This is a genomic window from Oceanibium sediminis, assembly GCF_003265325.1.
Lineage (GTDB): Bacteria > Pseudomonadota > Alphaproteobacteria > Rhodobacterales > Rhodobacteraceae > Halovulum > Halovulum sediminis.
On record NZ_QGNX01000004.1, the window covers coordinates 231746 to 253724 of the forward strand.

The 21979-nt window shown below is 66.0% G+C and carries 22 protein-coding genes; 11 read left to right on the forward strand and 11 right to left on the reverse strand.

Annotation, left to right across the window (positions count from 1 at the left end; genetic code table 11):
* Positions 1 to 26: 26 nt before the first annotated feature.
* Positions 27 to 1481: a Tad domain-containing protein gene (locus DJ029_RS12280; protein ID WP_112322762.1), complete on the forward strand. Its 1455-nt coding sequence runs from the start codon at positions 27 to 29 to the stop codon at positions 1479 to 1481.
* A 13-nt stretch (positions 1482 to 1494) separates the two neighbouring features.
* On the opposite strand, the gene DJ029_RS12285 is transcribed toward DJ029_RS12280, so the two are convergent.
* Positions 1495 to 1704: a DUF3329 domain-containing protein gene (locus DJ029_RS12285; protein ID WP_112322763.1), complete on the reverse strand. Its 210-nt coding sequence runs from the start codon at positions 1702 to 1704 to the stop codon at positions 1495 to 1497.
* Complete coding sequence (locus tag DJ029_RS12290) at positions 1701 to 2585, reverse strand: TIM barrel protein (RefSeq protein WP_112322764.1); 885 nt, start codon at positions 2583 to 2585, stop codon at positions 1701 to 1703. Before DJ029_RS12290 ends, DJ029_RS12285 begins: the two co-directional genes overlap by 4 nt.
* Positions 2586 to 2737: 152 nt before the next feature.
* Between DJ029_RS12290 and DJ029_RS12295 the strand changes: the two genes are divergently transcribed.
* The 6 genes from DJ029_RS12295 (at position 2738) to DJ029_RS12320 (ending at position 8761) form a co-directional block, all read left to right on the forward strand.
* Complete coding sequence (locus DJ029_RS12295) at positions 2738 to 3382, forward strand: paraquat-inducible protein A (RefSeq protein ID WP_112322765.1); 645 nt, start codon at positions 2738 to 2740, stop codon at positions 3380 to 3382.
* Entirely contained in the window at positions 3349 to 4005 is a 657-nt protein-coding gene (locus DJ029_RS12300; protein ID WP_198671141.1) for a paraquat-inducible protein A, read from the forward strand. The genes DJ029_RS12295 and DJ029_RS12300 overlap by 34 nt, the downstream gene beginning before the upstream one ends.
* Positions 4002 to 6665 carry a PqiB family protein gene (locus tag DJ029_RS12305; protein ID WP_112322766.1) on the forward strand — a complete coding sequence of 888 codons (2664 nt, stop codon included), beginning with the start codon at positions 4002 to 4004 and terminating at the stop codon, positions 6663 to 6665. Before DJ029_RS12300 ends, DJ029_RS12305 begins: the two co-directional genes overlap by 4 nt.
* Before the next feature lie 3 nt (positions 6666 to 6668).
* A complete protein-coding gene (locus tag DJ029_RS12310) occupies positions 6669 to 7238 on the forward strand; it encodes a PqiC family protein (RefSeq protein ID WP_112322767.1) in 570 nt (189 codons plus the stop codon).
* A gap of 307 nt (positions 7239 to 7545) precedes the next feature.
* Entirely contained in the window at positions 7546 to 8166 is a 621-nt protein-coding gene (locus DJ029_RS12315) for a hypothetical protein (RefSeq protein ID WP_157966357.1), read from the forward strand.
* A 184-nt stretch (positions 8167 to 8350) separates the two neighbouring features.
* On the forward strand, positions 8351 to 8761 hold the full coding sequence (locus tag DJ029_RS12320; protein WP_112322769.1) for an ester cyclase: 411 nt from the start codon (positions 8351 to 8353) through the stop codon (positions 8759 to 8761).
* Positions 8762 to 8877: 116 nt separating this feature from the next.
* On the opposite strand, the gene DJ029_RS12325 is transcribed toward DJ029_RS12320, so the two are convergent.
* The 8 genes from DJ029_RS12325 to DJ029_RS12360 all read right to left on the reverse strand — a co-directional run bounded on the left by DJ029_RS12325 (position 8878) and on the right by DJ029_RS12360 (position 17367).
* Positions 8878 to 9483, reverse strand: coding sequence for a PadR family transcriptional regulator (locus DJ029_RS12325; RefSeq protein WP_112322770.1), 606 nt, complete (start codon positions 9481 to 9483; stop codon positions 8878 to 8880).
* Between the two features lie 14 nt (positions 9484 to 9497).
* Positions 9498 to 11012: a tripartite tricarboxylate transporter permease gene (locus DJ029_RS12330; protein WP_112322771.1), complete on the reverse strand. Its 1515-nt coding sequence runs from the start codon at positions 11010 to 11012 to the stop codon at positions 9498 to 9500.
* 7 nt (positions 11013 to 11019) lie between these two features.
* Positions 11020 to 11469: a tripartite tricarboxylate transporter TctB family protein gene (locus DJ029_RS12335; protein WP_112322772.1), complete on the reverse strand. Its 450-nt coding sequence runs from the start codon at positions 11467 to 11469 to the stop codon at positions 11020 to 11022.
* Between the two features lie 66 nt (positions 11470 to 11535).
* Complete coding sequence (locus DJ029_RS12340) at positions 11536 to 12498, reverse strand: Bug family tripartite tricarboxylate transporter substrate binding protein (RefSeq protein WP_112322773.1); 963 nt, start codon at positions 12496 to 12498, stop codon at positions 11536 to 11538.
* Between the two features lie 64 nt (positions 12499 to 12562).
* Positions 12563 to 13330 (reverse strand): SDR family NAD(P)-dependent oxidoreductase, encoded by a 768-nt coding sequence (locus tag DJ029_RS12345; RefSeq protein ID WP_112322774.1) that lies wholly within the window; start codon positions 13328 to 13330, stop codon positions 12563 to 12565.
* Positions 13331 to 13354: 24 nt separating this feature from the next.
* A complete protein-coding gene (locus DJ029_RS12350) occupies positions 13355 to 14794 on the reverse strand; it encodes an aldehyde dehydrogenase family protein (RefSeq protein WP_232823064.1) in 1440 nt (479 codons plus the stop codon).
* 63 nt (positions 14795 to 14857) lie between these two features.
* The gene (locus tag DJ029_RS12355; protein WP_112322775.1) at positions 14858 to 16351 is read right to left on the reverse strand and encodes a carotenoid oxygenase family protein; all 1494 of its coding nucleotides are present in this window, start codon (positions 16349 to 16351) and stop codon (positions 14858 to 14860) included.
* Positions 16352 to 16467: 116 nt separating this feature from the next.
* The gene (locus DJ029_RS12360) at positions 16468 to 17367 is read right to left on the reverse strand and encodes an alpha/beta hydrolase (RefSeq protein WP_112322776.1); all 900 of its coding nucleotides are present in this window, start codon (positions 17365 to 17367) and stop codon (positions 16468 to 16470) included.
* 89 nt (positions 17368 to 17456) lie between these two features.
* Between DJ029_RS12360 and DJ029_RS12365 the strand changes: the two genes are divergently transcribed.
* Together DJ029_RS12365 and DJ029_RS12370 are read left to right on the forward strand one after the other, a co-directional pair.
* Positions 17457 to 18167: an alpha/beta fold hydrolase gene (locus DJ029_RS12365; RefSeq protein WP_112322777.1), complete on the forward strand. Its 711-nt coding sequence runs from the start codon at positions 17457 to 17459 to the stop codon at positions 18165 to 18167.
* Between the two features lies 1 nt (position 18168).
* On the forward strand, positions 18169 to 18969 hold the full coding sequence (locus DJ029_RS12370; protein WP_112322778.1) for an alpha/beta fold hydrolase: 801 nt from the start codon (positions 18169 to 18171) through the stop codon (positions 18967 to 18969).
* 94 nt (positions 18970 to 19063) lie between these two features.
* Here DJ029_RS12370 and DJ029_RS12375 read toward each other — a convergent pair whose 3' ends face one another.
* A complete protein-coding gene (locus tag DJ029_RS12375; protein ID WP_112322779.1) occupies positions 19064 to 19945 on the reverse strand; it encodes a LysR family transcriptional regulator in 882 nt (293 codons plus the stop codon).
* A 91-nt stretch (positions 19946 to 20036) separates the two neighbouring features.
* Between DJ029_RS12375 and DJ029_RS12380 the strand changes: the two genes are divergently transcribed.
* Both DJ029_RS12380 and DJ029_RS12385 read left to right on the forward strand, forming a co-directional pair.
* Positions 20037 to 20633: a LysE family translocator gene (locus DJ029_RS12380; RefSeq protein WP_157966358.1), complete on the forward strand. Its 597-nt coding sequence runs from the start codon at positions 20037 to 20039 to the stop codon at positions 20631 to 20633.
* Between the two features lie 307 nt (positions 20634 to 20940).
* Entirely contained in the window at positions 20941 to 21867 is a 927-nt protein-coding gene (locus tag DJ029_RS12385; RefSeq protein ID WP_112322781.1) for an alpha/beta fold hydrolase, read from the forward strand.
* The last annotated feature ends 112 nt before the right edge of the window (positions 21868 to 21979 follow it).

The window sequence follows — 21979 nt, forward strand, 5'->3', positions numbered from 1 at the left end:
AGGGCTGATTTGAAAAGGAACGCGTTATGGCATCACCCCGCACCTCCCCCTCCTTTGCCGAGGACGAATCCGGCTTCGGCACGCTGTGGAACATCTTCTGGTGCATCTGTTTCCTGCTGATCGGCGGCCTGGTCATCGACCACGCCAACGCCATGCGGATCAAGATGGCGTTGCAGGCCACGGCTGACAGCGCTGCGCTCGGGGCGATCATGGTGCGTTCCGAACCCTCGAAATACGAATCCTACTTCGGAACCGCCCCGGGCGGGCTGAGCGCGGAGCAGCGCGGCCAGGCCGCGGCCATCTCGCTTTCAACGAACATCATGGGGACCGAGACCAACGGCTCCGTGCTGGACGGCGCGGATGTCAAGTTCGGCACATGGACCAAGGAGGGCGGCTTCGTGACAGGCGCCGGGGATTTCGCGCAGGTCACGACCTATCGCGCGGATCGCAACGACAACGCCCTTCAGATGCTGCTGCTGGACGCGTTCACGCCGCTGAAAAGCTGGGATGTCGCGGCACAGGCGGTGGCGCAGCGCTATCGCCCCGATTGCGCCAAGGACGGCGTGATCACCAGCGACGTGGTGGATCTGCAGAGTAACTCCAAGTTCAAGAACGGCATCTGCGTCCACGGCGGCAAGGGGGTCGAGCTGAACCGGAACGACGTCTTCGATCCAGGCGTGATCGTGCAGATGCCCGATCTTGCGTTGCTGAAGGTTCCCGGCGGAGACACCTCGAAGAACACGGGCCTAGACGCGGCGCTGCGCGAGGGAACCCTCGCACCGGGCCTGGCGATGCAGACGGACGAGATCATCACCGGGCTCCAGGACATCAGTTCCGAGTGGCAGCCCGACTACGTATCCGGGAACCCCGCCGCGCAGCTGATCGACGTGACGGAATCCGCCTTCGATCCCGCGAACCTGGTCGAGGGCAACGTCTATCGCGTCACCTGCAACGGCGGCAACGGCACGCTGAACCTGCGGGGGAAGGCAAGTCAGAACGCCTTGGGCCCCACCGACATCACCTTTGCCAAGAAGGACAATGGCGGTGGCAAGGGCGGCGGTGGCGACGAGAGCGGCGGCCCGAGCATCATCGAGGAGGTGGTGATCGTCACCAACTGCCAGGTCACCTTCAGCCAGGAGACGGTGATCCAGAACGCCATCGTTGCGACCTCGGACACCTCGGCCAAATCGGTTAGCGGCAGCGCCAGCGTCTCGATCGGGCGGCCCGACAACTGCGCACCGGGCGGCGGCGCGCAGATCGTCACCGCCGGGGGGATGCATTTCGCGGCGAAGATGGAATTCCACGGCAGCCAGCTCGTCTCCAAGGGGCCAGTGAAGCTGGCCGCGCAGGTGGACGGGATCGGGGGAACCTCGATCCAGTCGCTTTCGCGCGTGGATTTCGCGTCCAACAACGAGATGGGCCTGTGCGAAGGGGAAGCGGATGAAGTGCTGCCGCTGAACTACTACCGGTTGGTGGACTGACCCCGGCGCGCCGTCACTCCTTCGGCGGGCGCTTGTACTCCTCCGGGTCGTAGGCGACGAAGAAACCCCAGAGCAGGTACAGCCCCGCGACGCCGAAAATCGCCGCCCACAGCGGCGAGGAGTACAGGAACTCCACCACCGCCCAGCCAAGGCAGACCCCGACCATCAGGACCCGCACCCAAAGCGGGCGGAAGGCGGGATGGCTGACGCTGAAAGGTTTCATGCCGCCCCCCCCGATCCGCGGCCGAGCATCCGCTCGAGGTGGCGCAGCGCCATGGTCTGGTAACTCAGCGGCGTATAAAGCGCGGGGTCCTGCGGCGCGGTCGTGACGACCCAGCCGTCATAGCCCCCGGCCATCGCCGCGCGCAGGATCGCGTCAAGCTCAAGCCCGCCGTCGGGGTCGCCCGGCACCGTGAAGACGCCCGCGCGCAACGCCGCAATATAGGGCCAGTCGTTCGCGCGGCCGAAGTCCATCACCCGCGGGCGCACGTTGCCAAGGTGGATGTGCCCGATGCGCGCGGCGTGCCGCCGGAACAGCTCCAACGGTTCGCCACCGGCATAGGCGATCTGCGCGCTGTCGAACAAAAGCCCCGTCGCGGGGCCCGTGGCGTCTATCAGCGCGGCAATCTCCGCCGGGGTCTGGACCATCGTGCCAAGCTGCGGATGGTACATCAACTTCATGCCGTAACCATCTGCAAAGCTGGTGATTTCATCCAGCGCCGCACCGAAGGATGCCCACAGGTGCCCGGGCAGTTCGGGGCGTTCGGACAGCGGCGCGCGGGGGTTCGTGTGGATGCTTTCGGTCATCTCGTGCACGCTCAGCAGCGACGCGCCGGCCGCCTGCAACCGTTCGAGCACCGGGGCAAGGCGGGCCTGTTCCTCGGGCATGTGGGATTGCAGCAGGTTCAGCCCGTGCCGTGCCCCGATGACGGGAACGCCCGCCTGTCGCGCGGCGTCGGCAAAGGCGGCGTCATGGCCAAGCTCGATCCCCTCGAACCCGATTTCGCGGACGTCGGAAAGCACGGTTGTGATGTCCGTCTCCGCGCCGAGGGTGGGATCGTCGTCATTGATCCACGCGCCGACATGGGTCGCTGTTCTGATCATCCGGACTGGTCCCCCGCTGGCTGCGCCCCCACTCGTTGCACAGGGGCGGGGTCATGTGAAGGGCTTCGGCGCATCGCCCCCCGCGCTCATTGCCTTGCCCTCAGGCGCACTATATCGACAGACTCGTGTCCCACGGGACGCCGGCACAGGATATGGACGTGACATCATCGCCCCGCCAAACGGACCTGAGCGCCCTCATCGCCTGCCCCCAGTGCGATGCCCTCTATACCGTTGCGCCGCCCGAACCGGGCCAGCGCGCCACCTGCGCGCGGTGCCATACGGTGTTGATCGCGCCGCGGCGCAAAGCGGGGCTGAACATCATCGCGCTGGCGCTGACGATGCTGATCCTGTCCGTGGGCGCGGCTGTCTTCCCGTTCCTGCGCATCTCCGTGGCGGGTCTGTCGAATAACGCCTCGATCCTGGATGCGATGCTGGCGTTCAGCGGGCCGCAGCTGATCCTGCTGTCGCTGGCCACGGCGGCGCTGATCCTGTTCATCCCCATCGCACGCGCGATGCTGATCGTCTACGTCCTCGGCCCGATCGTCGCGGATCGCAGGCCGTTTCCCGGCGCAGCGCGCGCGTTCCGCCTGGCCGAGGCGCTGAAACCCTGGTCGATGGCCGAGATCTTCGCCCTCGGCTGCGCGGTATCGCTGATCAAGGTCGGGGACCTTGCCAACATCACCTTCGGCCCGGCGTTCTGGATGTTCGCCATCCTGGTGGTGGTGGTTGTGGTGCAGGACAATTTCATGTGTAGGTGGTCGGTATGGAAATCGCTGGAAACGACGCCCACGTCATGACCGCGCGAGAGGCGGGGCTGGTCGGGTGCCGACGCTGCGCCCGCGTCTGGCCGCTTGGAACGCAGGTCTGCGGGCGCTGCGGCAATCGCATGACCTCACGCGATACCAGAAGCCTGCAGCGGGTCTGGGCGTGGTGGCTTGCGGGCCTGATGGCTTATGTCCCGGCGAACCTGTACCCGATGTTGCGGACCCGCACGCTGGTGAGTTCGCAGGAGGATACCATCGTCGGCGGCGCGGTCGAACTGGCGCACCATGGTTCCTACGGGATCGCGCTGGTGATCATCGTCGCCTCCGTCGTAATCCCGCTGTCGAAGTTCATGGCCATCGCCTACCTTGCGATCAGCCTTCAGCGGGGGCTGAAAGCCTCGCCCCACCAGCGGCTTGGCGTGTACGAGATCGTGGAGTACATCGGGCGCTGGTCGATGATCGACGTCTTCGTCGTCGCGGTGCTGTCCTCGCTGGTGCAGTTGAGCGGCGTCGCCACCATCACGCCGGGGCCGGCCAGCCTGACCTTCGCGCTGTCGGTCATCTTCACCATGCTGTCCGCGCAAGCCTTTGACAGCCGCATGTTCTGGGACGCACAGGCCGAGGACCGAAATCAGAGCAAGGAACAGACCACATGAGCGATACCCCGCCAGAGGTGCCGATCCAGACGTCCCGCAAATCCCTGTGGGAGCGGGCGTCCATCGTCTGGCTGGTCCCCCTGGCGGCCCTGGCGATCGCCCTTGGCGTGGCGTGGCAGTCCTATTCCAACCAGGGCCCGCTGATCGAGATCCTTTTCGAAAATGCCTCGGGCATTCATGCCGACGAAACCGAGCTGCGCTACCGTGACGTCACCGTCGGCGTGGTGGAGGAGGTCGGCTTTTCCGAGGCGCTGGAAAAGGTGCGGGTCTCGGTCCGGCTGTCGAAAGCCGTTGCAGAGTATGTGGATGCGGACGCCGCGTTCTGGGTCGTCCAGCCCGAGGTCAGCGCGCGTGGCGTCAGCGGCCTGGATACGGTGCTGTCCGGCGTCTACATCGAAGGCTTCTGGGACGGAGAGCCCGGCGGGCTCGTCTACCGGTTCGACGGCCAGGAACAGGCGCCGCTGCAACAGGTGGGCCAGACCGGGCTGCTGATCGAGCTGCGCTCCAGCGCGGGAACGGCGCTGAGCGCGGCCAGCCCGATCGTGTTCCGCGGGATCGAGGTGGGCCGCCTCGGCAAGGCGCGCCTGTCGGAGGACGGCACCACCGCGATCGCGCCCGCCGTCATCTATGCCCCGCACGACAAGCTGATTACCACGGCAACGCGCTTCTGGGACACCTCCGGCTTCACCTTCTCGCTCGGGGCCAATGGCGCGGAGCTGGATTTCAGCTCCATCGCGTCGCTGATCTCGGGCGGCGTCACCTTTGAAACGGTCGTCTCGGGCGGCGAAAGCGTCACCCCCGGGACAGTGTTCGAGGTGTTTGAAAGCGAGGCTTCGGCGCGCAGTTCGGTCTTCAACGTCTCGGACGGGCAGAAGCTGGATATCACCGTCGTCTTCGAGGACAACGTCGCGGGGCTGAGCACCGGCGCGCCCGTGGAACTGGGCGGCGTGCGCATCGGTGAGGTGGTCAACCTGACGGGCCTGATCGACGAGGAACGTTTCGGGGACAATCGCGTCCGGCTACTGACGACGCTGTCGATCCTGCCCTCGCGCCTTGGGCTTCAGGGCGCGGCGGGGGTGGACGACGCGCTCGCCTTCCTGTCGGATCGCGTGTCCGATGGTTTGCGCGCGCGCCTGACCACGGCCAGCATCCTGACGGGCGGGCTGAAGATCGAGCTGATTGACGTCGGCGAACCTGGAGAGGCCGAGATGGGCCTGGCCGCCGTGCCCTTCCCGCGCATGCCGAGCGCACCGGGCGAAATCTCGGACGCGGCGGCAACTGCGGAAGGCGTGTTCCAGCGCATCAACGACCTGCCCATCGAAGAGCTGATGACATCGGCCATCGGCTTCCTCGACAACGCCTCCATCCTGATTTCGGACGGCGAACTGCGCCGCATCCCCGGCGAGGTGGCCCGGCTGATCGGTGATGCGCGCGGGCTTGTCGGTTCAGACGAGGTGCAGGCCGTGCCCGGCCAGATCGGCGCGGTGCTGACGGACCTTCAGGCCGCCTCGGCGGACCTGGCGGCGCTGACGGCCCAACTGGAAAACCAGGACGCGGTGACGCGGCTGCTGGAGGCGGTGGACGCGGCGGGCGCGGCGGCGGCCACGGCGAACACGGCCATGGCCGGGCTGCCGCCCCTGATCACGCGGCTGGAAAGCCTCGGCGCGAAGGTCGAGTCGCTGGCGCTGGAAAGCTTCGTTGAAGACGCCTCGGCGCTCGTGCGCGAGGCGACGGTACTCATTTCCAACGACAGCCTTGCCGCGGTGCCAGAGGCGCTGGCCGGCGCGCTGGAGGAAATCGACACCGCCGTCGCCAGCTACAACGCCGAAGGTGGCACCGCGCGCCTGCTGGCCGCCGTGGACGCCGCGACGGTCGCCGCGGGCGAGGTGGACACCGCCTTCGAGGGCATGCCCGGCCTGATCGAGGAGCTGGACCTGCTCGCCGCCGAGATCCGCAACCTGCCGATGGAAGGGCTGATCGCGGAAGCCACCGAACTGGCCGACGCGGGCACGCAGCTTCTGGGCAGCGACAGCATGCAGGCCCTGCCCGGCGCGCTGTCCGAGGCGCTGGTCGAGCTTGACGCCGCGCTGGCCGAGTTCAACGCCGGACAGGGCGCGACGCGGCTGCTTCAGGCGGTTGACGCCGCCGCGACCGCCGCCGGCGATGTCAGCGCCTCCGTCGCCGGGGTGCCGGACCTCGTGGACAAGATCGATGCCGTGGCCGAAAGCGCCCGTGACCTGCCGCTTCAGGAGCTGGTGCGCAACCTCGACACGCTGGTGACGTCGGCCAATGCCGTCGTCGCGACCGAGGGGGCGCAGGCCCTGCCCGCCACGCTGAACGACGCCTTGGCCGAAGTGGAGGCGGTGCTTTCGGACCTGCGCCAGGGCGGCACGGTGGAAAACGTGAACCGCACGCTGGCCTCGGCCGAGCAGGCGGCGGGGGCGATCGCGCAGGCCAGTCTGGACCTGCCCGCCATCGTGGACCGTGTCAGCGCGGTGCTGAACCAGGCGAATTCGACGCTGTCCTCGCTGGACGACAACTCCGAACTGAACCGCGAGGCGCGCGCCGCCCTGCGCGAGCTTGCCCGCGCCGCGGACGCCATCCAGTCGCTGGCCAGAACCATCGAGCGGCGCCCCAACTCCATCATCCTAGGACGCTGAGCCATGACCCCATTCGCCCGATTGCTTTCCCTGCTGCTGCTGACTGGCCTTGCGGCCTGTGGCGGCGAACCGCTGCGCTTCGCGGTGCCCGACACCGCGCCGCCCGAGCAGCGCGTGAGCATCGGCTATTCCAGCGTGGAGCTGCGCGAAGTGTCCCTGCCCACCTATGCCGCCGGGGAGGAGATCGCGCTCGAACAAGCGCCGGGCGTGCTCAGCACCTCGGCCGACCGGCTGTGGGCGGACGACCCGGCGCGTGCGGTAACGCTTGAGCTGTCGCGCAGCCTGCTGCGGATCACCGGCGCGCAGATCGCCCCGGAGCCATGGCCGTTCGAGGAGTTCGCCGATGCCCGCGTCGAGGTCCGCGTCGAGCACATGCTGGCCGGGGCCGACGGGCAGTTCCGCATCAGCGGTCAGTATTTCGTCAGCCCCTCCGAGCGTACCGGGCGGGCGCGCACGCGGCTGTTCTCGCTCTCCGTTCCAATGACCGGGACCGCCCCCGCCGCCATCGCCGCCGCCCGCGGGCAGGCGGTCAGCCAGCTCGCCGGATTGATCGCCCGCGACGGGCTGCGCTGAGGCGCCCGCCCCCGCCGCGCGCCAAGTTGCCAGCGCGCGACGCCGCCCACCCTTGGGTTGACACGGGCCCCTGCCATGGCCGACAGGTCAGACAGGCAACGTAGCGCCCTTCCCACAGACCACGAGAAGCCGGACCGCACATGATCATATCCCACGCCCGAAAATTCGTTTTCCTGAATCCGATGAAGGTGGCAGGCACCAGTATCGAACTGGCGCTCTACGATCACCTCGATGCGGGCGCCTCGTAGTGCCGATGGCCGCCGGGAAAGCCCAGTACCGCGCGCATGGGTTCAGTCGGAAGAAAACGATGTTTCCCTTCCGCGGGAAGCGCGTCAGGCTGTTGAACCACGCGCCGCTTTCCACGGCGATCGCGCTGTCCCGCAGCGCGTTCCAGGACTACACGGTGATCACGATCGAACGCGACCCGCTTAGCAGGGCGGCCTCGCTTTTCGCCTGGAAGCACCGCGACGCGCTTGAGCGCATGAACCTTGTCACGGCCTTCCGGGACTGGGTCGCCTCCGGGCAGTTCCGCTCGAGCTTTCCGATCTACGGCCTGCACGGCTATCCAGCCGCCGACCTGGTGGTGCGCTACGAGCGCTTGTCCGAAGGGCTGGGGATCGTGGCGGACAGGCTGGGCCTAACGGGGGCGATCGACATCACCGCGAACCGTGAAAAATCGGCCGTGACACCGGGTGCGTTGAAGGATCTCGACACCCTCTACGACGAAAAGACGAGGTCGATCGTCGGGACGGTGGCAGCACAGGAAACGGCGCTGATGGGCTATGCCGCCGGGGCGAGCGATCCGATTGTCGAGGCCCCGAACGCCGCCGCGATCCGCCTGGCCTACCAGCGCGGCCTGAAGGCGCATGGGCACACGGTGATGGCGGGCGCCCGGTTCAGGGAGCGGCCGGCCAACGCGCCGACCTGAGGGTTGATCCCTGCTTCAGAGAAGACGCATTCACCCAGAATTCGTGGAAGTCAAATGCGTTTGAGTGACCCCGCCGGGGCCCGGCGCAGGTGATGTTTTCCGATTCCGCCCGTCTTGCTGTATACTCGGGGCAGTTCTCTATCCAATGACCGAATGAACGAGTACGTTTTCTGGGGGGAAAACCATGTCGATCCAATCAACCGCACGGGAATTCTTCGAGGCCTGCGAAACCGGCAAGGGCTGGGACGGATGCAAGGACTATTGCCATGAGGCCGCGACGTTCTCGGCCCAGGCCGACGCCCTGGCCGATGTCACTACGCTGGAAGGCTACGCCGAGTGGATGAAGGGCCTTCTGACGCCCCTTCCTGATGGACATTACGAGTTGAAGGCCTTCTCGGCCGATGAGGACCGCGGCGTCGTCACCGGATATGCCGTCTTCCACGGCACCCACACCGAGGACGGCCCGGTGCCCGCGACCGGCAAGAAGGTCGCGGCCGACTACGTCTACGCGATGGAATTCGACGGCGACAAGATCCGCCACATGACAAAGATCTGGAACGACGGGCACTCGCTGAAACAACTCGGCTGGGCCTGACCTGGCCCTTGCTTCTCGCGGCCTCGTCGGCCCGTTTCGAGAGGTCGTTCTGAAGCATCCAGGTGGGGAAGCTCTGCGCCCTGGAGACGGAGGAACCACCCGCCCCGGCCCGGCGGCTACTCGCCCTCTGGCGCGCGCGCGGAGGCGGATTGCGCTGTCGCGTCCTCCAGCATGTGGATGACGCCACGGCTCCAGATCACATCCTCCTGCAAGCTGGCGATGCGGCGGGCGAGCAGAATACTGCGGTAGAACCGCCAGTCACGCGGGTTCTTGACTGCCTCGGGGAAACGGGCCCGGTGTCGGGCGAGCAGGTTTTCAAGCCGCTCCATGGCGGTATGCAGATACCTGAGCCTGCGCTCGAACATTGCGACGACCTCGGCCGGTTCCTTTGTCCAGGCCGAGTAGACCATCGTCAGGAAGTCGTCCCGCAGCACCGGGGGCTCGGGCTCGGTGCCGATCCAGTCGGTCAGCGCCTCGCGCCCCGCCCCGGTCACGGTGTAGATGCGCTTGTTCGGTCGCCCGGTCTGCTGCAACTCCTCGGACTGGACAAGGCCCTGCTTCTCCAGCCGCATCAGCGTCGGGTAGACCTGGCTGGTATTCACCGGCCGGATCACCTGAAGCTGCTTGACGATATCGTAACCCGATTGCGGCTCGCGCAGCAGAACCCCGAGGCACTGGTAACACAAGGTATTGAGCTTGAGCCGCTTTTTTCCGTCGGTCATTTAACCGTCATCCGTCATGAGGTCGCCTGCCCCTTTGTGGCGGCTTGCCGCGAATTGCGCAACCGCCGCAGGCTCTTCACCAGCGCGACCGCCAGGATGCCGACGATGACAGCCATGATCACCTGCGAATAGATCCGGCTGTAGAAGATCGAGTAGTCGCCCTGCGACAGCACCAGTGCCCGCCGGAAACTGGTTTCGATGATCGGCGTCAGCACCATCGCCAGCACGAAGGCCGCGATAGAGTAATCCAGCCGCCGCATGATCCAGGCCGCAACGCCGAGGCCGAGCGCCACCCACAGGTCGAAGAAATGCCCCTTTGAGGAGTAGATCCCGATCATCGAGGAGACGAGGATCGCCGGCACCAGGAACGAGTTCGGCGTGACCAGGGCGCGCACGAACAGCTTGGTCAGCGCCTTGCCCATGAAGAACATGCCGACCGTGGTCGCCATGAAGCCGATGAAGATCATCTCGATCAGCTCGGGGTTGTTGCGCATCATCTGCGGACCGGGCTGGATACCGGCGATGATGAAGGCCCCCGCGATGATCGCGATGGAGGCGGAGCCCGGAATGCCGAGCGCCAGGAACGGCAGCAGCGCCCCGCCCACGGTGGCGTTGTTGGCCGCGTCCGGCGCGGCGATGCCCTCGCCGCTGCCCTTGCCGAACTTCTCCGGTGTGCGCGACGTGGCCTTCGCGCCGGAATAGGCCAGCCAGCAAGACACGGTGGACCCGACGCCCGGCAGCACGCCCATGAGCGAGCCGATCAGCGAGCCCGAGATCATCGCCTTCAGCGCCCCCAGCGCTTCGCGCAGGGTCAGGCTGATCTTCAGGTGATGCGCCTCGAAGGAATAGGCCTTGTTGATCCGCGCGGACAGCATCATGAACACCTCGGAAAAGGCGAACAGACCCACGGCCACGGCGACCAGGTTCAGCCCCTCGTAAAGCTCGAAATAGCCCGCCGTCAGGCGAGAGGTGCCGGTGAACAGGTCAAGCCCCACGGTCCCCGCCAGAAGGCCGAGCGCGACCGAGATGACCGCCTTCACGAAATCCTTCGCGCCGAAGGTCGCCACCGCCAGCAGCCCGACGACGCCCAGCAGGAAGAATTCCGGATCGGCGAGTTTCAGCGCGAAACGCGCCACGGGCACCGCGAAGAAGATCAGGACAAGGCCGCCGAAGATGCCGCCGAAGGTCGAGCCGTAAAGCGAATAGGCCAGCGCCTTGCCCGGGGACTCGGTCTTGGCCATCTGCCGCCCGTCCAGCGCGATCGGCGCGGCCATGGCCGTACCGGGTATGCCCAGCACGATGGCGGATATGGACCCCCCGTATTCCGCCCCCTGGTAACAGGCCAGCAGCATCAGGATCGAGTTCACCGGGCTCATCGCGTAGGACAGCGGCAACAGCAGCGTCACCCCGATGATCAGCCCAAGACCGGGAAGCGCCCCGAAGAGCATTCCCACGAACAGCCCCAGCATGATCGACAGCGCAGCCGAGCCGAGCATGAGGAGGTCGAGATTGGAGAAGAAATCCATCATGGGAACCTCAAAGGTCAACGAAGACGAAATAGGTGAACGTCACGTAGCACAGCAGCGTGATCCCGGCGGCGACACCGGCATTGGTGACCAGCAGCCGGACCGACGGTCCCCGGGGCCAGCGGTAGTAGGTGAACAGCCCGAACAGGAACAAGAAGCACTGCAGGAAGAAGAAGCCGAGGTACTGCCAGCTGAGCAGGAAGCCCGCGATCACGCCGATGGTGATCAGCACGCGGCCCAGGTACTCGGCCCCGAACCGCCCGCCGTCCCCGGCCAGAATAGCCCGGACCGCGCCGAGGCCGCTGAAGCCAAGGATCAGCCAGGCCAGGAATCCGGGAAGGAACCCGCTGCCGACATCGCCCGGCATGGTCACCGGGATATCCGAGACCGCGCGGATCACCAGGATCGACAGGACCGCGAGGGCCGCATAGACGATCAGGTTCATTGTTCTGATGGACATTCAGGGATTCTCCCTATGGGTGTGGGCCGATCACGGGGGGGGTGTCCCCGTGACCGGCCGTGGCGACTACTCGATCAGGCCGAGCCGCTTCATGGTCGCTTCGTTCCGTGCAACCGCGTTGTCGATGATCTGACCAAATTCCTCCGGCCCGGCATAGTCCGGGGTCAGCTGGTACTTGGTGAACAGGTCCTGCACTTCCGGCGACTCCATGGCCGCGCGGAACGCATCGTCGAGGATCGCGACACGCTCTGCCGGGATGTCCTTGTCCCCGACGATGCCGGAGAAGAAGATCACCTCGGCGTCAAGGCCCAGGTCCCGGGTCGTCGGGATGTTGTCATAGACCGCGTCGGCGGGTTTGGTCGGCGTCACGAAGACGATCGGGCGGATCTCGCCGCCGCGATGCAGGTCGGGAAGCTGGTTGGTCCCCTCGATCTGGCCGCCCATGATCGACGTCGTCAGCTGGGCGGAGCCCTCAAAGGGGATGTGGCGCAGTTCGACGCCCAGTTCGCCCGCCAGTTCCTCGGCCGAGATGTGACCGCCGCTGCCGGTTCCGCCGGAGGTGCCGTAGGTGAAGTCACCGGGGTTCGCCTTGACCCATTCGAGCCACTGCTCGTAGGTCTGGATCTCGGAATCCGCGCGCACGTTGATCGAAGACGGGATATCGTAGAACCGGCTGATCGCCTGGAAATCGTCGGTCGTGTACTGGGTCTTGCCGTAGAGGGGCTGGATCACCAGCGGCGACGCGGTCAGGAAGACGACGGTGTGGCCATCCGGCTCTGCGTTGACCGCGGCGGTCAGGCCGATGGTGGCGCCGCCGCCGGGCTTGTTGACCACGACGATCTTTTCCTCGTTGGGAAGTTCGGCTTCGGCAGCGCGCGCGATGGCCCGCGCGAAGGCGTCGGTCAGACCGCCCGCGCCGTAGGGCACGATCAACTCAATCGGCTTGGATGGGAAGTCTTCGGCCGCGAGTGGCCCGGCACCAACGGCAAGGGCGATTGCGGCCAGGGTAGTCTTGTAGTGAAAAGTCATGCTTTCCTCCTTTTCATGACACTCACGCGCGCACAGGAACGCGCCCGTATTCTTCCTTTTTATTTTAACTGACAAGGCGCGTTCCGCCGCTGACCTCGATGATTTCGCCGGTGATGTAGGACGCGCCTTGCGAAGCCAGGAACAGTGCCGGTCCTGCCAGGTCGTCGGGCTCACCGATGCGCGCCAGCGGAATGCGCGAGATGAGATGCGCATATTTCTCCTTGGCGTCGACGGCGTGGAAGGGGCTGTCGACCAGGCCGGGCGCGACCGCGTTCACGCGGATGCCGTCGGGGGCCAGTTCCTTGGCCAGCGCGCGGGTCAGCACATCGACCCCGCCCTTAGCAGCGGCATAGGCCGCACCGCCCGGAACCCCGCCCGAGCGGGTCACGCAGGAGCTGACGTTGACGATCGACGGGTTGTCGGCCTTGCGCAGCATCGGAATGGCCGCGCGGCTGGCGAGGAAGACGGACTTCAGGTTCAGCGCGATCACCTGGTCCCAGGCGTCCTCGTCCATGTCGGCAATGCTCGACTTGCGGGGCGAGCCGCCGGCGCAGTTCACCAGCGTGGACAGGCCGCCGAACGCGGTGTCGATCTCGGCGCACATGGCGGACACGCAGGCCGCGTCGGTCAGATCGCCGTCAAGGGCGAGCGCCCTGCCCCCCTCTGCCTCAATGCGCGCCTTCAGCGCTTCGGTCACGTCGCGCTGGTTCAGCCCGTGCAGAACCACATTTGCCCCGGCCGAGGCGAACAGCAGCGCAATCGCCGTGCCGATGCCCGAACCGCTTCCGGTGATCCAGGCCGTCTGGCCCGTCATGTCGAAGGGAGTGTTCATTGTCTTTTCCGATTTGTTCCGAGGTCACGCATCGAACCACCAGGGGGACTTCTGCGTGGACCGGTTCACCAACAGCGCCTTCTTGCGCAGGAACCGCTTGATCGAGTCCCGCCCGAGGCGCGAGCCGCCCAGGCCAGAGGCCTTGAACGCTGTCTTTTCCGCAACGCAGGCATCCCCGATGAAGAACGGCGCCAGTCCCGCGTCGTTGATCGAGATGCCGCCGAGGTCCAGCCGCTGCGCGACGGCCACGGCCTCCGCTTCGGGGCCGAAGACCGCGCCGCTCAGCCCGTAGGGGCTGTCATTGGCAAGGCGTACCGCCTCGTCCACGGTGTCGAAGGCCATGATGGGCATCAGCGGGCCGAAGCTTTCCTCGGTCATGATCGCCATCGTGTGATCCACGCCCGACAGGACCGTGGGCGCGCACCACAGGCCGCCGTCGTGGGTCTCGATCTCGCCGCCGCAATGGATCTTCGCGCCCTTCTGGCGCGCATCGGCCAGGTGCCGCGCCAGGATCTCGGCCTGGGGGGCGAAGGTCAGCGGCCCGATCTGCCCGTCGCGGGGCCCGGGCAAGGCCAGCTTCAGCGCGCTTGCCTTTTCCGTCAGCCGCGCGACGAAGGCGTCATGCAGGCTGCGATGCACGTAGATCCGCTCGATCGAGTAGCACTGTTGCCCGGTCGCCAGCGTCGCGCCGGTGACGATCGCGCTGGTGGCGCGCTCGATATCCGCGCCCTCCAGGATCACTGCCGGGTCCTTGCCGCCGAGTTCGGTGAAGCAGGGAATGAATCGCGCCGCCGCGCGCGAGGCGACCTTGCGGCCCGTGGCGGTGGAGCCGGTGAAGCAGATCATGTCCGCCTGGTCGACCAGTGCCGCCCCGAGTTCCCCGGCGCCGCGCACGTAGTGCAGCACCTGCGCCAGTTCCGGCACCTCGGCAATGGTCGCCGCCAGCGGCTCGACGAAGCGCGGCGTGACCTCGGAAGGCTTGATTATGACCGCGCAGCCCGCCAGCAAGGCCGGGATCGCGTCCATCAGGGACAGCGAAAGCGGGAAGTTCCAGGGGCTGATGACGCCCAGCACCGGATAGGGGGAGTAATCGGCGATGGACTGGATGTCCGGGTTGCCCGTGGCGATCGGCTCGACGGCCAGCGCCGTGCGCGCCACGTCGGACCAGCGGGTGATCCATTTGCCGATATTGCCGATCTCGCGCAGGGATTCCGCGTGCCGCCCGGTATCCGCGGTCACTGCCGCGATGATCTGCGGCGCGGCGGCGTCCACCTTTTCGACCCAGCGCGCCAGGATCGCGATGCGGGCCTCCAGCTCCAGCGCCAGCCAGTCCACCTGCGCCGCGCGGGCGGCGATGGCGATCTGTTCCAGTTCTGCCGGCGTGGTCGGCTGGAACCGGTAGTCGACAGCGCCGGTACGCGGGTTGCGCACCTCGATTGTAGTGACAGGTGTTTGCACGGTCACGGACGGATTCCCTTCACATGAGGCGGTAAGGCGCACGGGATGCAGCGCACCCCGTGCCGGGGCTCAGGCGGGCTGACGCTCGCCCTCGAGGCGGTCCGCCTCGACCCAGGTGGCATGGGTGCCGTTGGTGATGCGGGTCGGCAGGATGATCCGGGCAATCGGGCCCGCGCCCACATCGCGCGCATCCAGCACAAGACATTCCGACTTGTTTTCGTTCATGTCGGTCAGGAAGGTCAGCAGGTAGCCGTCGTCTTCCTCGGTCGCGCCGGGCCGCAGGGCGATCACCGGCTCGCTGCCGAAACGATTTTCGCCGTACTCGTAGCGCTGGTCGGCACCGCTCGCCAGGTCGTATTTCTTGACCCCCGCCATGTGCCAATCACCCGGCTTGAACAGCGTGTTGAAGCTGTACTTGTAGGGCTTGCCGACGATGTCGTTCGCGACGACCGGGAATTCCGAGACCTCGTCGTCCAGCGTTTCCTCGGTGGTCTGGCCGGTCTTGAGGTTGAAGCGCCAGCGGTACATGTGCGTGCCGGTGTTGTGCTTGTCGAGGTGCTTGCGGATGCGCTCGTGCGCGTCCTCGCCCTGCTCGCCGACCTGCGGCTTGCCCGGGCGGCGCTGGATGCAGCCGTCCATGATGACCTCGTCGCCCTGCTCGTAGCAGTTGGACAGGTGCAGGATGAAGCACGGCTTCGCCTCGAACCAGCGGATGGTGGAGTTGTCGCCATAGCGCGGCACGATGCCGAAGCGGGCGGGCTGGTCCTTGAAGAAGGTCAGCTTGCGCACGCCCTTGTTCAGCAGCTCGGGATCGAAGTGATAGGGCAGATCGTGCAGGATCGTGTAATTCTTGGTGATCCCCATGTCATGCGGCCAGCGCGGCCCGGGCAGTTCGATCGGCTCGAAATGCGCCAGTTGCCCGTCGCGGCCGACCACGCCGTAGTGCATGTAGGGATAGGTCTCGCCGAAGTTGAAGAACATCATCTCGCCGGTGTAGTTGTCGACCTTGAAGTGCGAACAGATGCCGAAGGGCTGGAGCAGCTTGCCCCAGGAATGCACGCCCTTGGTTTCCAGCGTGTCCATGTCCAGGTGATAGGGTTCGCCGCACTGCGACATGGAGGCGACCAGCTTGCCCGCATGGGCCATCACGTCGACCCCGGCGTTGTCTTTCATCGTACCCATCGCGCCCCAGCCGCGATACTCGGCCTTGTGCGGCTCAAGCATGCCGGGCCAGAGCGACTTGCCGCCCAGGGCCTGCTCGGCCAGGTAGCCGACGGTCTTGATGACGCGGTTGCGATAGGTGGCCTTGCCGTTCTCGAAGCGGATGGCGTGGACCATGCCGTCCCCGTCGAACGGGTGGTAGGTGCCCATGGGCGCATGCATCTGGTTGTGGCTGTTGCGCACGTACATGCCGTTCAGGTCGCTCGGGATCTCGCCGATCACGGTCATGCTGTCGGTGTCGGCGGTGTACTCGGTGTCCACCGGGCGGAACAGCCCTCTGAGATACGGATTGTCGGTATCTTCCGGAACGGTGACGTTCAGCTTGGCGTGGATGTCGAGCATCTGAGCTCCTCCCATTGAGCAACACGTTGTGATCTGGGGGGAAGGTATGACAAAGTTATTACTTATGTCAATTATTACATATGCATGAGATTACGCGGCGAAATTTTATACTGTTTTCAACGCAGAAAACGGACGAACCAATCGCGTGCAGCGGCTGAGGCAGCATCGAAAGCCGCGGTGTAGGCGGCGAAATGCCCGCCGGGAATCATCGCCAGGGACTTGGGCTCACGCGCCTGCTCGTATGCCCCGAGGGCCAGGTCCGTGGGGGTGACGGAATCCCGGTCCGCCACGATCATCAGCAACGGCGTGGGAGCGATGAAGGACACCCATGCGCCAGGCTCGTAAGCCCGGGAATACTCCAGCGAGCGCAGGGTCACCTCGTTGCGCCAAGCCCCGCCCCGCGCAGCCGCGCTTTCGTACCACTCAACCGCGTCGGGCGCGGTATAGACCGCCCGCCCATCGGCAATATCCGACACCAGCAAGCGCGTCTGCGGCAGAGCCCCCTGCATCCGCGCCAAGCGATCCTTCGCTTGCGTTTCGACCAATGCATCAAGGGCCTGCGGCGTAAACCGCCGCCGCGTCACCGCGTTGCCGCTGATCGTCGGAACCTGGGAAACAACGCATTTCACACGTGGATCCGTGGCCGCGAGCACGAGCACATGCCCGCCGCTGTAGCTGGTTCCCCACACCCCGATACGCGCCGGATCAACCTCGTCCCGCGCGGCGATCCAGGTGATCGCGTTGCGGTAATCCTCGACCTGCGCCATCGGGTCGATTTCCTGCCGGGGCACACCGTCGCTGGCGCCAAGGCGGCGATAGTCGAACACCAGCACAACGAAGCCCGCCGCCGCAAAAACCTCGGCAAAGCGGTCGAGGTACATTTCCTTCACCGCGCCAAATCCATGCGCCATGACGATCGCGGGACAAGGCCCCGAGGGCGTGCGCGGGCCATACAGCCAGCCGCGCAGCGTATCCCCTTCGGAAGGGAAGGATATGTCCTGACGATCGATCTCCATGATTCCGCCTTAATATATATATTTTGACATATGCAACGGAAAAATGTAGGCGCTGGACCGTCAATCAGATCACCGCTTGGAGGCTCTCAATGGAAATTCTGGCCGTCCCCGGCATCAACAACACCGCCGCAACCTTCGATGGCCTGCGCCGGCACATGCCCGCCGGACACAGCGTCATCACCACGGACTGCCCCGCCATCGACGACATAGACGGCATCGCGCATGCCCTGCTCGCCGGGGCCCCCGAGCGTTTCGTCGTTCTCGGCCATTCCTTCGGCGGATACGTCGCGCTGGCCATGCTGGCCGCCGCGCCCGAACGGATCGCCGGCGTGGTGCTGGTGAACTCCAACGACTGGGCGGATACTGAAACCGTGGCCGCTACCCGCCGGGAAAAGGCGGCACGGGCCGAACAGGGCGAATACGCCGAACTGGCCGCCGCCGCCTCCGCCAGGGCCTACCACCCGGACAATGCCGGGCGCGCGGACCTGCTGGCCGAACGCGCCGCGGGCCTGGAAAACTACGGCCCCGAGCGTTTCGCCGCCCACATGCGCGCCTGCGCCGCCCGACCCGACCGCTCCGAACTGCTTAAGGCGGCGGGCCGCCCGGTGCTGGTGATCAGCGGCGATCATGACGTGGTGATCCCGACCGAACGGCAAACGCAGATGGCTCAGCGCCTCGGCGCGGAGCAGACGATCATCGCCACGGCGGGACACATGCTGCCTGCCGAACAACCCGAAGCCCTGGCCAAGGCGCTGTCCGAATGGATCGACACTAGCCTGACCGACGAGAAAGGACACTGACATGACGACCGCCCTGCCCCAATACCGCGTCTTCGGCGCCGGTGACACGACCCTCTTCCCGCTGCACGGCGCCTATGGCGACGGCCGCTACTTCGAGGATTTCGCCACGCGGATCGCCGACGCCGGCTACCGCGTCGTCGTCTGGGATTGCCCGGGCTACGGCTCCTCGGCCGCTGTCGAACCGGCCACCATCGAGCGTTTTGCCGAAGCCGCGATCGCGCTGGTGCAGAAGGAAGCCACCGGGCTCAACGTGCTGCTCGGCCATTCCATGGGCGCGCTGATCGGCCCCTATGCCGCCAACCGCGAGCCGTTGATCCACGGGCTGATTCTGTCCGCCGGGTCCCGCGGTTTCGCCGCGCGCACGCCCGAGGATCAGAAGCAATACATGAAGGACCGCCTCGCCCCGATCGAGAACGGGATCAGCGTGCGCGACTACGCGACGCCGATGATCACCAGCATGATGGCCAAGGGGGCCTCCGGGCCGCTGGTGGACAAGGTGTTCGAGGTGGTGCTGTCCATGAAGACGGAAACCTTCGCCACCTCGATCCGCGCCATCGGCAGCTACGACGGGCGCCCGGCGCTGAACGAGCTGACCAAGCCCACGCTGATGATCGCCGGTCGCGAAGACCCCGCCTGCACCGCCGAGGGCATGAAGCTGATGCACGACATGGTCGCAAGCAGCGAACTTCACGTGATCGAGAAAGCCGGCCACTACGCCTTCGCCGAGCAGCCCGAGGAATACAGCAAGCTGGTGCTGGACTTCCTCGCCGCGCAGCAAAGCGCCGCCGACTCCGCGGCCTGACTGGGCTCGGCGCAGCCTGGCAGCAACGAAGTCATCCCGCGCCGCGCAAGGCGCGGGATCCATGACCCGGCGGGGCACTGACGCCCCTGTGAGGTCACGCGGCCTTTCGGGACAGCACCTCGACAAAGGCTTGCGCGATCGGGTTCGGCACCGTCGTGCGGTGCCAGATCGCAAAGACCGGCAATGTCGCCATGCGGTAGGCGGGCAGGCATTCGACCAACGCCCCGCTCTTGAGCTGGCCTTCGACGAAATGGGTCGGCGGCGAGGACATGCCAACGCCAAGGCGGGTCATGTCGACCATTGCCTCGATGCTGTTCACGGTCAGATGGCCCGCCTGCTCCACCGTCAGCCCGTCCCCCTCCGGCCCGTGCAGCACGCGCCGCGCCTCCATCCCGGCGAACTTGATCCAGGGAACGCGGCCCAGGTCCTGCGGCGTTTCGATGGGCCCGTGCCGCGTCACGAAAGCGGGGCTCGCGACAAGGGTGCGCGGCATGTCCCAGATGTGTTTGCACATCAGGCTCGAGTCATCGAGCCGACCGATCCGCACGGCGACATCGATCGTCTCGGCGACCAGGTCGCTGACGCGGTTGTCATAGTGCAGGTGCAGGTCGACCTTCGGACATTCCGCCGCGAAGGCCGCGATCAGCTCGGACACGCGGGAATGGGAAAGCGCCGTCGTCAGCGTGACCTTCAGCCGCCCGGACAGTGCGCCCGCCGCGCCCTGCACCCCGGCAAACCCGGCGCGGGCCGCCGCCAGCATCTTTTCGGAGGCGTCGAACAGGGCCGCGCCGTCCGTCGTCAGCGTGAACCGCCGGGTGGAGCGATAGAGCAGCGGCACACCGACCGCCTCCTCGAGAACACGGATGTGATAGCTGATCGCCGACGGGGTCATGTTCAGCCGATCCGCCGCCGCCCGGAACTGCCCGGCGCGGACGACCTCGGCAAAGACGGCCATGGACTTGAGATGTTCGATCATTATGCAGCTCAGTTGAATTATGAGATCAGATAGCCCCGCTTGTTTCACGCATCAAGGTTTCGCTACCCCGGCCAGAGCAACGGAGAGCCGAATGGATCAAACCGCGACAATGGCGCTATTCGCGCTGACCATGTCCATTTCACCCGGTCCGGTGAATGTGATCACCCTGTCGACCGGGCTGAACCATGGCACACGAAAGGCCTTGGGCTTCGTCACCGGCGCGACCATCGGCTTTACGGCCCTGCTGTTGATGATCGGCCTGGGGCTGTCGGCGGTGTCTGTGCGCTTTGGCCGTATCATCGACGTGGCGACCGTCCTCGGGGCGTTGCTGATCCTCTACTTCGGTTACAAGCTTCTGACCTCCGGCGGAGGGGTGAGCGCGGCGGAGCGCCCGGTTCCGAGGTTCTGGCAGGGGGCCGCGCTGCAATGGCTGAACCCGAAGGCCTGGGGCGCCTGCATCGCGGCGGTGGGGTTGTTCCAGCTCGATCAAAGCCGCTCGGTGCTTTACTTCTTTGTCGGGCTCTATGGCGTCATCTGCTTTTTCGGCATCGGAAGTTGGGCGGTTTTCGGCAGCCAGGTGGAGCGGTTCCTGCGCTCCCCCGAAGGGCTGGTCCGGATAAACAGGGTGCTTGGCGCAATCCTCGTGACGTTGGCGGTCCTATTGCCTGCCCAGCAACTGCTGCAGTGATCGCCGGACGGTCCGTTCGATAGCTTCCGGCATAGTGCCTGTCAGCGGACGGCCCGGCGGTAAAGCCGTCCGCGATGCAGGGCGGGGGGGGGGGCGCGAACCGCGCCCTGCCCGCCCATGATCCGGGTCCACCGTCGGCGCGCCATTATGCAACTCAGCTGAATTATGAAATCCAATAGCTGGCTTTGTCCTGCCCGCGCGAACTCCGCTAGATTTCCGGCGAAACGCGAAGCCACGCAAAAGACAGACCCAACAGCGCCCCTGCGCGGGCAGTCCGACCACCTGCGATCAACAGAAGACGATCAGAATGAGACTCAGAAACCTGCTCCTCCTTACCGCTTCCCTTGCCGTCATCGGCGCTGGCGCGGTGCTTTACACGCCAAGCCTGCCAGCCACCACGCTTGAAGCGAAATACACCAACGACGCCTCCCAATTCATGGAGATTGACGGGCTGCGCGTCCACTACCGGGACCAGGGCCAGGGCGATCCGCTCGTGCTGATCCACGGATCGAACGCCTCGCTGCATACCTGGGAGGGATGGGTGAAAGCGCTTGAAGGGGACTTCCGCGTCATCTCCCTCGACCTTCCGGGGCATGGGCTGACCGGGCCCGATGCGGCGGGGCGCTATGACTGGATCAGCATGGCCGGGATCGTCGATACGCTGATGGCCCGACTCGGGCTGGAAAGCTTCGCCATCGCGGGCAACTCCATGGGCGGCGCAGTGGCGTGGAACTACGCCATCCTTCACCCCGAAAAGGTCGAGAAGCTCATCCTGCTGAACAGCCGCGGCTATCCCAGCGAGGAACCCATGCCCGCGATCTTCAAGGCCTACGCGACGCCCGTCCTCGGCCATGTGCTGACCCGCGTGACGCCAAGGTCCTCCGTCAGCGCCAGCCTTGAAACCGTCTACGGGGACCCGGGAAAGCTGGGGGCGGAGCAGGTCACGCTTTACCACGACCTCATGCTGAGGGAAGGAAATCGGGAAGCGACGCGGGTGCGACTGTCGCAACCCTCTCGCGATGACCTGCTGCCGAGGATCGGTGAAATCGAAGCGCCGACGCTGATCATGTGGGGGACCGAGGATCGCTGGATCCTGCCCAAGTACGCCGAGAGGTTCGATCGCGACATCCCCGACTCCGAGGTGCTGCTTTTCGACGGCGCGGGTCACGCCCCGATGGAAGAGATTCCGCAAGTGACGGCGAACGCGGCAAGGGCGTTCCTTCAGTCAGAGTGACCCCCGCCGAAGGCGTGCGGGGCGGTTTCCATGGCTGGTGACTGACCCCGCCGCCGGACGGGCCACGGCCGCGCCGCCCGCGATCCGGATCGCTTGCGTGCGCCAAGGCCCC

Excerpts from the sequence above, each read along its gene's own strand:
- DJ029_RS12280 (WP_112322762.1), top strand. The coding sequence starts at position 27 with ATGGCATCACCCCGCACCTCCCCCTCCTTTGCCGAGGACGAATCCGGC.
- DJ029_RS12285 (WP_112322763.1), bottom strand. The coding sequence starts at position 1,704 with ATGAAACCTTTCAGCGTCAGCCATCCCGCCTTCCGCCCGCTTTGGGTG.
- DJ029_RS12290 (WP_112322764.1), bottom strand. The coding sequence starts at position 2,585 with ATGATCAGAACAGCGACCCATGTCGGCGCGTGGATCAATGACGACGAT.
- DJ029_RS12295 (WP_112322765.1), top strand. The coding sequence starts at position 2,738 with ATGGACGTGACATCATCGCCCCGCCAAACGGACCTGAGCGCCCTCATC.
- DJ029_RS12300 (WP_198671141.1), top strand. The coding sequence starts at position 3,349 with ATGGAAATCGCTGGAAACGACGCCCACGTCATGACCGCGCGAGAGGCG.
- DJ029_RS12305 (WP_112322766.1), top strand. The coding sequence starts at position 4,002 with ATGAGCGATACCCCGCCAGAGGTGCCGATCCAGACGTCCCGCAAATCC.
- DJ029_RS12310 (WP_112322767.1), top strand. The coding sequence starts at position 6,669 with ATGACCCCATTCGCCCGATTGCTTTCCCTGCTGCTGCTGACTGGCCTT.
- DJ029_RS12315 (WP_157966357.1), top strand. The coding sequence starts at position 7,546 with ATGTTTCCCTTCCGCGGGAAGCGCGTCAGGCTGTTGAACCACGCGCCG.
- DJ029_RS12320 (WP_112322769.1), top strand. The coding sequence starts at position 8,351 with ATGTCGATCCAATCAACCGCACGGGAATTCTTCGAGGCCTGCGAAACC.
- DJ029_RS12325 (WP_112322770.1), bottom strand. The coding sequence starts at position 9,483 with ATGACCGACGGAAAAAAGCGGCTCAAGCTCAATACCTTGTGTTACCAG.
- DJ029_RS12330 (WP_112322771.1), bottom strand. The coding sequence starts at position 11,012 with ATGATGGATTTCTTCTCCAATCTCGACCTCCTCATGCTCGGCTCGGCT.
- DJ029_RS12335 (WP_112322772.1), bottom strand. The coding sequence starts at position 11,469 with ATGTCCATCAGAACAATGAACCTGATCGTCTATGCGGCCCTCGCGGTC.
- DJ029_RS12340 (WP_112322773.1), bottom strand. The coding sequence starts at position 12,498 with ATGACTTTTCACTACAAGACTACCCTGGCCGCAATCGCCCTTGCCGTT.
- DJ029_RS12345 (WP_112322774.1), bottom strand. The coding sequence starts at position 13,330 with ATGAACACTCCCTTCGACATGACGGGCCAGACGGCCTGGATCACCGGA.
- DJ029_RS12355 (WP_112322775.1), bottom strand. The coding sequence starts at position 16,351 with ATGCTCGACATCCACGCCAAGCTGAACGTCACCGTTCCGGAAGATACC.
- DJ029_RS12360 (WP_112322776.1), bottom strand. The coding sequence starts at position 17,367 with ATGGAGATCGATCGTCAGGACATATCCTTCCCTTCCGAAGGGGATACG.
- DJ029_RS12365 (WP_112322777.1), top strand. The coding sequence starts at position 17,457 with ATGGAAATTCTGGCCGTCCCCGGCATCAACAACACCGCCGCAACCTTC.
- DJ029_RS12370 (WP_112322778.1), top strand. The coding sequence starts at position 18,169 with ATGACGACCGCCCTGCCCCAATACCGCGTCTTCGGCGCCGGTGACACG.
- DJ029_RS12375 (WP_112322779.1), bottom strand. The coding sequence starts at position 19,945 with ATGATCGAACATCTCAAGTCCATGGCCGTCTTTGCCGAGGTCGTCCGC.
- DJ029_RS12380 (WP_157966358.1), top strand. The coding sequence starts at position 20,037 with ATGGATCAAACCGCGACAATGGCGCTATTCGCGCTGACCATGTCCATT.
- DJ029_RS12385 (WP_112322781.1), top strand. The coding sequence starts at position 20,941 with ATGAGACTCAGAAACCTGCTCCTCCTTACCGCTTCCCTTGCCGTCATC.